13 protein-coding genes are annotated in these 10828 nt (G+C 38.6%); 8 read left to right on the forward strand and 5 right to left on the reverse strand.

All coding sequences use genetic code 11. The features are described 5' to 3' along the window. Together WN50_RS14770 and WN50_RS14775 are read right to left on the reverse strand one after the other, a co-directional pair. On the reverse strand, positions 1 to 581 hold a 581-nt coding region (locus WN50_RS14770; RefSeq protein WP_049559623.1), incomplete at its 3' end, for an acyl carrier protein. Between the two features lie 178 nt (positions 582 to 759). Next, positions 760 to 1131 carry a hypothetical protein gene (locus WN50_RS14775; RefSeq protein WP_046279097.1) on the reverse strand — a complete coding sequence of 124 codons (372 nt, stop codon included), beginning with the start codon at positions 1129 to 1131 and terminating at the stop codon, positions 760 to 762. A gap of 535 nt (positions 1132 to 1666) precedes the next feature. Here WN50_RS14775 and WN50_RS14780 point away from each other — a divergent pair. From WN50_RS14780 to yidD (WN50_RS14795), 5 genes are all read left to right on the forward strand, one after another. Then, positions 1667 to 2653 carry an HMA2 domain-containing protein gene (locus WN50_RS14780; protein WP_046279098.1) on the forward strand — a complete coding sequence of 329 codons (987 nt, stop codon included), beginning with the start codon at positions 1667 to 1669 and terminating at the stop codon, positions 2651 to 2653. Between the two features lie 45 nt (positions 2654 to 2698). Continuing rightward, entirely contained in the window at positions 2699 to 2977 is a 279-nt protein-coding gene (locus WN50_RS14785) for a DUF5132 domain-containing protein (protein ID WP_049557561.1), read from the forward strand. A 133-nt stretch (positions 2978 to 3110) separates the two neighbouring features. Next, positions 3111 to 4322, forward strand: a complete 1212-nt coding sequence (locus tag WN50_RS14790; RefSeq protein WP_046279100.1) for a M20 metallopeptidase family protein — start codon at positions 3111 to 3113, stop codon at positions 4320 to 4322. Positions 4323 to 4335: 13 nt separating this feature from the next. Beyond that, positions 4336 to 4443: membrane protein insertion efficiency factor YidD (gene yidD / locus WN50_RS36925; protein WP_281062887.1), on the forward strand; the 108-nt coding region annotated here is incomplete at its 3' end. Between the two features lie 39 nt (positions 4444 to 4482). Next, a complete protein-coding gene (gene yidD, locus WN50_RS14795; RefSeq protein ID WP_046279101.1) occupies positions 4483 to 4707 on the forward strand; it encodes a membrane protein insertion efficiency factor YidD in 225 nt (74 codons plus the stop codon). Between the two features lie 82 nt (positions 4708 to 4789). Here yidD (WN50_RS14795) and WN50_RS14800 read toward each other — a convergent pair whose 3' ends face one another. Continuing rightward, positions 4790 to 6007 (reverse strand): DUF790 family protein, encoded by a 1218-nt coding sequence (locus tag WN50_RS14800; protein WP_046279102.1) that lies wholly within the window; start codon positions 6005 to 6007, stop codon positions 4790 to 4792. Positions 6008 to 6322: 315 nt separating this feature from the next. Between WN50_RS14800 and hpsE the strand changes: the two genes are divergently transcribed. The 3 genes from hpsE to WN50_RS14815 all read left to right on the forward strand — a co-directional run. Further along, positions 6323 to 7191 (forward strand): hormogonium polysaccharide biosynthesis glycosyltransferase HpsE (gene hpsE, locus WN50_RS14805; protein WP_053221525.1); only part of this gene is annotated, 869 nt, incomplete at its 3' end. Positions 7192 to 7484: 293 nt separating this feature from the next. Beyond that, entirely contained in the window at positions 7485 to 8516 is a 1032-nt protein-coding gene (locus WN50_RS14810) for a hypothetical protein (protein ID WP_046281181.1), read from the forward strand. Then, the gene (locus tag WN50_RS14815; protein WP_046281182.1) at positions 8513 to 9436 is read left to right on the forward strand and encodes a polysaccharide pyruvyl transferase family protein; all 924 of its coding nucleotides are present in this window, start codon (positions 8513 to 8515) and stop codon (positions 9434 to 9436) included. The genes WN50_RS14810 and WN50_RS14815 overlap by 4 nt, the downstream gene beginning before the upstream one ends. On the opposite strand, the gene WN50_RS14820 is transcribed toward WN50_RS14815, so the two are convergent. Together WN50_RS14820 and WN50_RS14825 are read right to left on the reverse strand one after the other, a co-directional pair. Next, a complete protein-coding gene (locus WN50_RS14820; RefSeq protein ID WP_053221413.1) occupies positions 9382 to 10560 on the reverse strand; it encodes an AAA-like domain-containing protein in 1179 nt (392 codons plus the stop codon). The two genes, WN50_RS14815 and WN50_RS14820, sit on opposite strands and share 55 nt — an antisense overlap. Before the next feature lie 37 nt (positions 10561 to 10597). Continuing rightward, positions 10598 to 10828: diguanylate cyclase domain-containing protein (locus tag WN50_RS14825; RefSeq protein WP_049559625.1), on the reverse strand; the 231-nt coding region annotated here is incomplete at its 5' end.

A 10828-nucleotide genomic window follows, 5' to 3' on the forward strand; every position in this document is an offset into this window, starting at 1 on the left:
TGTTCTATAGCCACAGAAAGGAGTAGCATATCCGCCCAATCTGCACCCAAATAGTGTTTAATATCGCTGTCTAAATTTACCTTTTCTTCATCGAGTCTTAATTCTTTGACCAATACCCATCGCAGTTTGAGAAAAATTTCGGCTTTATTTTTATTCCCATCAAATTGTTCTATAAAGTCGGCTTGTTCTAGAAACTCGGCTAAACGTTTGGCTTCTGCTGCTTCTCGTTCGGCTTGTTCGCGCAACTCGGCTAAACGTTGGGCTTCTGCTGCTTCTCGTTCGCCTTGTTCGCGCAACTCGGCTTCACGTTTAGCCTGTTCTACCGCTTTTCGTTCCCCTTTAAGCTGAATTTGATGCCTGATCTTTTCAAGGCGAGAAATAATGATATCCCTGACCCTTGCAAAATCGGCTTTAAAACCGCTCTGTTGATAGATTTGGGTACCCACGTCCCAAACAATTTTATCAACGTTAGATTCGATAAATCTTAGATTTTCATCCGTTGGAGTGGCGATTTTATCCAGACAAAGATTAGCTGCCATATCCAGTATCTTTAATTGATATTCGTTTTCTAATTCATTCATAATCGGATAGGAACCTCAAAAAGGAGGGCGGCGAACAGAATTTGAATTTGTTGAGCGATCGCCTCAAAAATAACCGATGATAGACCTTTCTGAATGGCGGAGTTTTCCACTAAAAACTAACCACTTCCCTTTCCTAACCCCCCTTTTTAAAGCAGCAGGGGGGATAAACAAATTGGGATTAAATCATCGGCGTTTCAACGACTTCGTGATGGTGTCCGTGACAGTGACCTTGACCTCGGTGACGTTTCCCTTGTCTGCATCCTACCGTTGACGTTAACACCACCTGCTGAAGTTCTGCCAAGAGTTGATGCACTTTTTTCCATTCTACCGCATCCGGGGAAGCCGCATCACATTGTTCTTGCCAACGATTGATGACGTCTTGTAGGTCGTTTTCTGGGAAATTCCCCACCAACTCTCCATTATCCAACTGTCGCGTAATTTCGAGTAACTGGTCTTTTAGCGCCATCGGCACCCGAATGGTTTGCGTCGCCCCATGTCTCCAAGCCCCCCGACGTCCGGCGCCCTGACGACATCCTCCTCTTCCGTGCATATTGGTTAAACTCCTAACGTTTGATAGATTCATCTTAGCCTATTTTTTGATTATGTGACAATATCTAAAATAGCACTATAGAGGAAAATATAGATTTTGTGACATAACCATAGACTTTGAACAATGTTGTAGCGCTTTAGGGCAAATTCCGATAGCCCCACAACAACTTAGTGGAGGTTATTCTCAATAAAATCAACGGTCTTAAAAGTTTAACAAAGTTTTCCTTAAGCTGTGACTGATTTATTCCTTGAATTTTGCTTAAAAAAGCCCTGTTTAAACAATTGCATATTATTCTCAATAGGAAATTTTAGATATTTTAAAACTTTCCTAAATTCCTTGCTACAAAAGGCTTAGGAGACAACACATAGACGTTTTAAATAAATTTTTGTAAAATAAAAACGATTAGACTTGTCATCAGAACAATAAAGCATTAAGCTAGAATTATAACCAGACTTAACCTCTGCTTAAACTTAGTAAAACAGCTTTGAGGAAGTTGGGTTTAGCATCTACTTTAGATTCCCCAAGGAGGTGGAAAATGACCAATAGGACCCTGCAACCTTTTCATCCATCAATTGAAGTGGTTCATGCAACGTCAGGGCGTGTGCGAATTAAAGTCCGGGGTCACTTAGAAACCGTCGCCCAACAGTTGCGACAAATTGAGGGAATTTACAGCGTTATTTTGCATCCTCAGACAAACAATTTAGTCTTGAAATTTGACACTCAAAAGCTGTCCCTGTATGAACTTTTAGCCCAATTAACCGCTTCTCCTTGTGAGTTAGAAAATAATAGCATTTCTTCTGCGGAAACCGTGATATTCACCCCAACACCTCAACCCTCAACAGAAATCATTGAAACGTTAATTCGGATGAGTGCAGCGATGCTATTAAACCGTCATTTAGGGATTAGCGGTTGGGTGTCGCTTCCCGTTTCCTATGCAACCAGTCAAGTCACGGCTAAAGTGATTAATGGAGTTAAACCCCAACTCAAAAATATTACACAGTTCACCTCTAATTCTCAGCCAACAGAAGAAAAAAATATAGAAATTACCGTGATTCATTCTACACCCGGACGAATCAGATTGCGAGTTCCACAAGTGAAAAAAGATTCGCGCTACGCCAAACGCTTAGAAAGATTTGCCGAACAAATTTCGGGTATTAAAGACATTAATATCAATCTCACAACCGCTTCTGTGAGTATCATTCATCAGTTTAAAAATAATGCTATACTAGAATCAGAGTTAAACCGTTTGTTTGAAAAAGTCGCAGAAACACAACCGAGTTTTTCTGAGATTTTAACCCCGTCTGTCCCAACAATTTCTGAAGTCAAAGTCGCCCCAGTTGTTGAGGAAGCTAAACCCGAAGTCAAAGTTGAGAAACTTGTACAGAGAGTTACTGAAAAAACCGTCAATTCTACGCCGAAAGTTCCTGAAAAAACGAGTATATTTTCAGGATTTAAGTCCTCTATGCTGACGATGTTTTTAAACTTCATGGCAGGTCGTCCCATGCCTCAAACCGTCAGTTAGTCAAAAAAGTTTTCAATCCCTTTGAATAAAGCGAGGAAATCAGTCATGGCACATCTTCATCTATTAAGAACCTTCAAACAAACTTCACTGACAACAGCAGCATTTGGAGTCGGGGCGTTAGTCTTAGTTCCCCTCTTACTTCCAGTTGCCAAAACGGTTGCAAAAGCGAGTATTAAAAGCGGCGTTAAACTCTATCAGAACGGACAAAAAACCTTAGCCGAAGTGGGAGAACTTTGGCAAGATACAGTCGCCGAAGCTGAAGCCGAAATTGCGGCTCAAAATCCTGGAAAACAAACCATCAATATTGAAGTTTCTGGGAATTAATCATTGTATTTGGTAGGAGTTCCCCCTCTTATGTCCTGAGAGGGGAGAAATTCAACATTAACATCGAGACGTGAGAACGGTTATAATAAAAGCTCATGTGATTAGCTGTAATAACTCTCACTCCTAAAGCTCTATGGTTTCAACTGTTCCCATCCGCAATAGCGTTAACCTCTCTCAACTGCGATTAGAGATTCGCAATCTGCAACCCCAATTAGTCGAATGGCGGCGCCGTCTTCATCAACGTCCTGAACTTGGGTTTAAAGAACAGTTAACCGCAGAATTTATTTCTGAAAAATTAAAAAGTTGGGGAATCGAACATCAAACTGAAATTGCCAAAACCGGAATCGTCGCAACAATAAATAGTGGTCAACCGGGGCCTGTTTTAGCGATTCGGGCGGATATAGATGCCTTACCTATTCAAGAACAAAATCAAGTGTCTTATAAGTCCCAACATGATGGAATCATGCACGCTTGCGGACATGACGGACACACGGCAATTGCATTAGGAACAGCTTATTATTTAGCCCATCATCGCCAAGACTTCAAAGGAATTGTTAAAATCATCTTTCAACCCGCAGAAGAAGGCCCCGGCGGCGCTAAACCGATGGTTGAAGCAGGAGTGTTAAAAAATCCTGATGTTGATGGGATTATTGGGTTGCATTTATGGAATAATTTACCATTAGGAACAGTCGGAGTGAGAAGTGGTGCATTAATGGCAGCCGTAGAACTGTTTGAATGCACCATTCAAGGCAAGGGCGGACATGGTGCCATGCCCCATCAAACGGTGGATTCAATTGTTGTTGCTTCCCAAATTGTCAACGCTTTACAAACCATTGTAGGTCGCAATGTTGACCCGTTAGATGCCGCAGTCGTAACAGTCGGTTCATTTCATGCCGGACACGCGAATAACGTGATAGCAGACTCGGCAAAAATGACCGGAACCGTGCGATATTTTAACCCCAAATATGCGGGATTTTTTGGCAAACGCATCGAAGATATTATCGCTGGAATTTGTCAGGGTCAAGGGGCGAGTTATCACTTAAATTATTACTCCTTTTATCCGCCTGTAATTAATGATAGTCAGATGGCAGATTTAGTCAAAAGTGTAGCAGAAACCGTTATCGAAACCCCACTCGGAATTGTTCCCGACTGTCAAACAATGGGCGGGGAAGATATGGCATTTTTCCTGCAAGAAGTTCCCGGTTGCTATTTCTTTTTAGGTTCAGCAAACCCTGAGAAAGATTTAGCCTACCCTCATCATCATCCTCGGTTTGATTTCGATGAAACAGCATTAGGAATGGGCGTCGAAATATTTGTCCGTTGTGTCGAAAAATTTTGTTATTAGAAATGACTAAACCATGAAAAAAATCGTAATAGGATTAATTCGGGGATACAAGATGTTTATCTCACCCTTGTTACCCCCCTCTTGTCGATATCACCCCACTTGTTCAGTCTATGCGATGCAGNTTGTGTCGAAAAATTTTGTTATTAGAAATGACTAAACCATGAAAAAAATCGTAATAGGATTAATTCGGGGATACAAGATGTTTATCTCACCCTTGTTACCCCCCTCTTGTCGATATCACCCCACTTGTTCAGTCTATGCGATGCAGGCTGTTGAACGATTTGGGGTGATGCAAGGCGGTTGGTTAGCCATTCGACGAATTTTGCGTTGTCATCCGTTTCACCCCGGCGGGTATGACCCCGTTCCGCCAAAAAATAAGAAGTAAAACACAAACTCCTAGACACAGAAAATACCACAAGCAACTCTTTGTGTCTTTGTTTCTTCGTGGTCAATTTATCCATTTTTCCTTAACTTTCAATCACTTCTAAAACGCTTTTAGGAGATAACTTATCTTTAAACCAAACAATCCGAGCGGGAATATTATTCAGTTTAACTCCCGCTTTTTCTAGGTTTAAACGTTCGGAAATCGCTAAGACTAAATTATCACAGTCAGAATGACGAACTTGATAAAATTTCTTTTGTAAATATTCAGGACGCCAATACCCGACAATTTCTAATAAAAAGACCCGTCCATCGGGATGAACTAAACGAAAATCAGGAATCATTACACTTCCAGGAAGGGGAATTAGATCAACTTCTCGTTCAAGTTTCCAGTCGGTTTTGAGTGATTTCCAACGAGTTGCAAAAGACTCTTCTAACAGACTATCATAGGGCTTTCCAGGTGGATAATGACTGACTAAATCACAATCAGAATTCAGGCTAAAATAACCTGTACGCAAGACTCGACTATAAGGATCACGCTGTTGTAAAGTCGCTTTGAGACTCCATCGAGTCACATGAAGTAAAGCAGGAATCATTTTAGCTAAGGCTAAACCATAACGGGTACTGGGTTTAAATAAACTGGTTGGCCCGTCTAAAGTGAGCGTAAAACCATGTTCTGCATCTCCTTCAATATAAGTCATAACTTGAAATAATTTTAGATAGCGAAATAAGAGTTTATATTCGCCGGGATCATTTCGATAAGCGTTAATTTGAATGTCACTCGCTCGATAAAAAATTCCCTGAACTTGAGATAAATTATAGCGATGTAACAAGGCTTCTGGAGTCGGAGTATCAAACTGAGTTAGAATTTTATTTTCTTGTAAATCGGCATATAAACCCGCTCTAATTTCATCTAAAACCACTTCTCGTTTGAGTGTTTGAGATAAAGTTAAAGCCAGTTTTTCTAGGGTTTTTTCTGTATTTTCAGGACTAGGGATGGTTTTAGCGGCTAAGGTAAAAACCTGTTCTCGCAACTCAACAGGTTCGAGTGGACTGATAATTTCAAACGTACAAAAACCACTTTTCAGTAAATGAGCAAGTCCTCGTTTTATGCGATAATTTGGGCTATCTCCTTCAAATTCACTGAGACGTTGGTTGAGTTCTCCCTGTGTGGAATTTACGGAGTCTTGAAAACAGGAAATTACCTGATTTGCAACATCTAAATTTTGGGAGTCTATTTTGAGATGCAGGGGAATTAGGGTTTCTCCTAGTTGGCGATAACTTAATAAATCACTGGGTAACATTGGCTTGAAAACTATTGTAAATTAATTTCGCTAGCGCAAGTGTCTGGCTTGCTAGACATAAATTTTAGATGAACGGTTAAACGAACCCCAATCGTTTTAAATAAACCCCCTGTATATAAAATAAATGTAAATCTTTGGTAAAAGTGACGCTTTCTCTTTTACTTCTTAATACCTGCTTAACCTATACCCTATAAGTTTTACAGAAGATAATGCTCAAAAAATAATACCTTGACATCTTGATATTGCATTAAGTAATAATTTATGGTATGAAACAATCAACACCAAGCAAAATTATTGATGTGATTTTAGAATCTTATGCTTGACTTCACAGTAGTAATCTGCACTTATAACGGAGAACATCGTTTACCTCAAGTTCTAGATCGTCTGCTTGCTCAAGAAACAACCCAACCTCTCGTTTGGGAAATTCTAGTTATTGATAATAATAGCACAGATCATACTGAAAAAGTGGTTCGCAAGTATCAATCAGAATCTTCCCAAAATTCTCCTAAAATTCGATACTGCTTTGAACGGCAACAAGGGATTACATTTGCTCGACGTCTAGCGATTAAGGAAGCACAAAGCCCTTTAATTGGCTTTCTAGATGATGATAACTTACCTCGTAATGATTGGGTTGACTCGGCTTCTTCGTTTGCTCAATTGCATCCTAAAGCGGGAGCCTATGGCAGTCAAATCCAAGCGTTATATGAGGCGAACCCCCCGCAAAACTTTCATCGAATTGCTTGCTTTTTAGCGATTATTAATCGGGGAGAAGAAGCCTTTCGTTATGACTTATTAGAACGTTGGTTATTTCCGCCCGGTGCGGGTTTAGTGATTCGTAAACAAGTTTGGTTAGACTGCGTACCCGAAAAACCTTTTTTCACCGGAGTATCAGCACAGTCTTTACAAAATAAAGGCGAAGATATTGAAATTTTGTCTTATTTTAGAAAAAAAAGTTGGGAAATTTGGCACAATCCCCAGATGAAAGTAGATCATTATATTCCTAATAATCGTTTACAAAAATCTTATCTCGTCAAACTTTTACGGGGAATTGGTTTGAGTCGCTATTACACTCGAATGCTGCAACTTCCAGCTTGGAAAAAGCCTTTTTTTACGGTTATTTATCTTTTGAACGATCTTCGTAAATTTATCGTTCATTACTGGACTCATCACAAAGTTCTCAATACNGTAGATCATTATATTCCTAATAATCGTTTACAAAAATCTTATCTCGTCAAACTTTTACGGGGAATTGGTTTGAGTCGCTATTACACTCGAATGCTGCAACTTCCAGCTTGGAAAAAGCCTTTTTTTACGGTTATTTATCTTTTGAACGATCTTCGTAAATTTATCGTTCATTACTGGACTCATCACAAAGTTCTCAATACAGATTTAGTAGCTCGTTGTGAATTAGAATTTTTTTGGAGTAGCTTAATGAGTCCTTTTTATTATTTTTTAGTGAGAAAAGCATCATAAATTTATGCTAAAACCGATCATCTACTTTTACATCCCTCGTGATTTATTCCCTAAACAGTTTCCTCAAAATATAAATGAAAATTGGCCTGGATTTTGTCTAGGAATTTATGCTTGGACGTTGCAAACTTATCTCCGTTTAAAAGCGGATGGTTTTCCCTGTCAATTAGTTGATGAATTACCTCAGTCTGGAATTGTGATCGTTCATCGGAAGTGTCTTTACGTTCACAAACAGCTTAAGCCGGGGCAAAATTTACTCCTCATCTGTATGAAATCCGATGTAGATTTCTATCCCTACGCTCAACTTCATGTGGTACAAAATCCTCAAGAAGTATCAACAATAAACTCCAGATATTATATCCCTCATTGGACACAACCGGGATTAATTACTCGGGATTTTAAACGAGGGAAAACATTTAAAAATATTGTTTTTTTTGGACATATCAAAAATCTAACACCTGAACTTTCTAGTATTGAATGGCAAAATAAACTTGAGAAACTCGGCTTAAATTGGTGTCCAATTATTAATCAAAATCACTGGGCAGATTATGAAAAAATTGATAATCGTTGGAATGATTACAGTCAAGTTGACGCTGTGGTTGCTATTCGTAGTTTTGGAAAAGGAAATCAATATACCAATAAACCTGCAACCAAACTTTTTAATGCTTGGTTAGCGGGTGTTCCTGCTATTTTAGGGTATGAGTCAGCCTATCAAACTGAGGGAAAACCGAACTTAAATTATTTAGAAGTGACTTCGATGAATGAGTTGATTTCCGCTTTAAAAAAGTTAAAATATGATAGTAACTTTCGTCAAAACATAGTTAACAATGGTCAATTACAAGCACCAAAAATTCATCCTGAACAAATTACTAAAAAGTGGCGTTACTTTCTCACAGAAATTGCCATTCCTGCTTTTGAGGACTGGTGTTCAAAACCTCGTCGAGTTCAAAATATGATTCTCGAAACTCGTTATTTATCTTGGTTTATTCATCGAGGACAGTCTAAAATTGCATCCTTAGCATTAAATTTTAAACGATGAAACTATTTTATTATCAGCGAAAAGATAGAGCTAGTAATTTTGGAGATCAACTGAATAACTGGTTATGGCCCCAACTCCTACCCGGATTCTTTGATGAAGACGAAACAACGACGTTTATCGGTATTGGAACCTTACTAAATCAAATATTACCTCAACGAATACCCCAAGCCAAACAGTTAATTATTTTTAGTACAGGTGTGGGTTATGAACAGCCTTTAAAAACGTTAGATAAAAATTGGCAAGTTTACTGTGTTAGAGGTAAATTATCTGCAAAAAAATTAGGCTTATCAACCGATTTAGCAATTACAGATGGTGCCATTTTAACAAGACGTTTATATCAACCTTCCTTACAAAAAAGTTATCGTTATTCCTATATGCCGCACATTCATCATGCCACTTTTGCGGGGGAAATCTGGCAACGGATTTGTGAACAAATTGGCTTTCATTATATTGATCCTCGCGCCTCTGTTGATCAGGTTTTCTCTAGTATTAGCCAAACAGAGGTTTTACTGGCTGAAGCGATGCACGGTGCAATTATTGCTGATACTTTTAGGGTGCCTTGGATTCCGATGATTACCAGTCCGAGAATTCTAGCCTTTAAATGGCAAGATTGGTGTTCTTCAATGGGTGTAAAATACTCTCCTTATTCTCTTTCTCCCTTGGTGAAATCTTATCCTAAGTATGCTCGGGGAATACGTTCAACATTTCCAGCTTTAATTCATTGGAAAAATAGTTTCCTGCAATTTCCAAACATGAGTCAAATTTGGCAAGAACAAGAACAACTTTATGGAATACAACTGCTAAAAATTGCTGAAACGGGACGACAACAACTCAGTTCAGATGCAAAACTTGAACGCTTAACGGTTCAACTGGAAGAAAAGCTTGATTTATTGAGAACAGATTGGAGTTCTAAGTCTTGAGAATGAGTCAGTTGTTCTTCAACCCATTTTAGGTTAAATACATGGCGATAAATGTTATTTTTAACTTTTAGTAATCCTTCCTGTTTAGCCACTAACCCACTTAATAAAAGTTCAGTCTGTTCCCGACTATCATCAACTTCAATGTTTAAACCCTGTAGGATTTTCTGATAAATTTTGAGGAGAGTTTGAGTTTGCTTTTGATTGTAAATCAGTCGATTTTTTATCGTTCGTAAATGTTCAGGTTCATCTTGTATTTCCCAGGATCTTATAAGATAAGACTGCACAATATTTTCAATCCATAATCTTTCTTTCCCCTGGGGAATAGTAAGTATTTTATTAGAGTTTTGTTGACTTATTTTCCAAACTATCTGACAAATTTTTTGGGTTAAAAAAGGTTGTCCGCCTGTCCAAAAGAGAATTTCTTTGAGTACCGTTTCAGGCTGAGACACTTTTCCTTCTAATCCTTTGATGAGCGGTTGAATTTCTGTGCTTTTAAACCCTTGAAGTTCGATAGATGTACCAATCGAAAAAGGACTCTCAACGATATCTGTGACTAAATCTGAGGGTGTTGCTACGCCAAATACAGCAAAAATAAGACGGTTGTATTCAGGAGCAATCGTTCGTTGATCGTAGTAGAATCGAATCAAGCTAAAAAAATTATCTAAAGAAAACGGTAAACGCAGAAGACTATCAACTTCATCGATTAAAAACAATAGTTTTTTGTGAGGCAAATAAATCGTAATAATTTCTCTGATAAACTGATGAAATCGCTGAATCGGAGTGAGCGCTATATATTTTTCCCACCAAGTATGAAACTGAATTGTTTGAATTAAGTCTAACTCGATTAAAATTTGAAATAACAAGCATTTATACCAGCTTTCATCCTGTTTTTGTTCACCAGAAATACTGCTCATATCTAGAGAGATACAACAAAACCCTTCTGCTTCTAGATTTCGCTTCATTCTCACTAATAAAGATGACTTTCCCATCTGACGAGCTTCAAAAACAGAACAAAATTTTCCGCACTTGAGAGCGGTATAAAGTTGTCTGTCTGCGGCACGGATAACATAGCTGGGATCGTCACTTTTAAGACTTCCACCGACTTGATACTTAGAGAAAAACATTAGCACCCACCCGGTTTTTTCGTTAATATTAAACAGTCTAACTGACTGTACTCGCTTGAAACTGACTAACAGTGACTCGATTGCGCCCCTTTCTCTTGGATTGATACAATGCTCGTTCAGTTGCCTGTACAATGGCTCTATAATTTTCTTCTGCATTGGGAATCGTATTAGACACACCCAAACTCACCGTGACAAACTCTTCTGGAAAACCACCAAACTTCTGACTCTTAATTTCAATCGCTAAAGATTTTACCTTTTCACGGATTCT

This window comes from Limnoraphis robusta CS-951, from assembly GCF_000972705.2.

Excerpts from the sequence above, each read along its gene's own strand:
- WN50_RS14775 (WP_046279097.1), bottom strand. The coding sequence starts at position 1,131 with ATGCACGGAAGAGGAGGATGTCGTCAGGGCGCCGGACGTCGGGGGGCT.
- WN50_RS14780 (WP_046279098.1), top strand. The coding sequence starts at position 1,667 with ATGACCAATAGGACCCTGCAACCTTTTCATCCATCAATTGAAGTGGTT.
- WN50_RS14785 (WP_049557561.1), top strand. The coding sequence starts at position 2,699 with ATGGCACATCTTCATCTATTAAGAACCTTCAAACAAACTTCACTGACA.
- WN50_RS14790 (WP_046279100.1), top strand. The coding sequence starts at position 3,111 with ATGGTTTCAACTGTTCCCATCCGCAATAGCGTTAACCTCTCTCAACTG.
- yidD (WP_046279101.1), top strand. The coding sequence starts at position 4,483 with ATGAAAAAAATCGTAATAGGATTAATTCGGGGATACAAGATGTTTATC.
- WN50_RS14800 (WP_046279102.1), bottom strand. The coding sequence starts at position 6,007 with ATGTTACCCAGTGATTTATTAAGTTATCGCCAACTAGGAGAAACCCTA.
- WN50_RS14810 (WP_046281181.1), top strand. The coding sequence starts at position 7,485 with ATGCTAAAACCGATCATCTACTTTTACATCCCTCGTGATTTATTCCCT.
- WN50_RS14815 (WP_046281182.1), top strand. The coding sequence starts at position 8,513 with ATGAAACTATTTTATTATCAGCGAAAAGATAGAGCTAGTAATTTTGGA.
- WN50_RS14820 (WP_053221413.1), bottom strand. The coding sequence starts at position 10,560 with ATGTTTTTCTCTAAGTATCAAGTCGGTGGAAGTCTTAAAAGTGACGAT.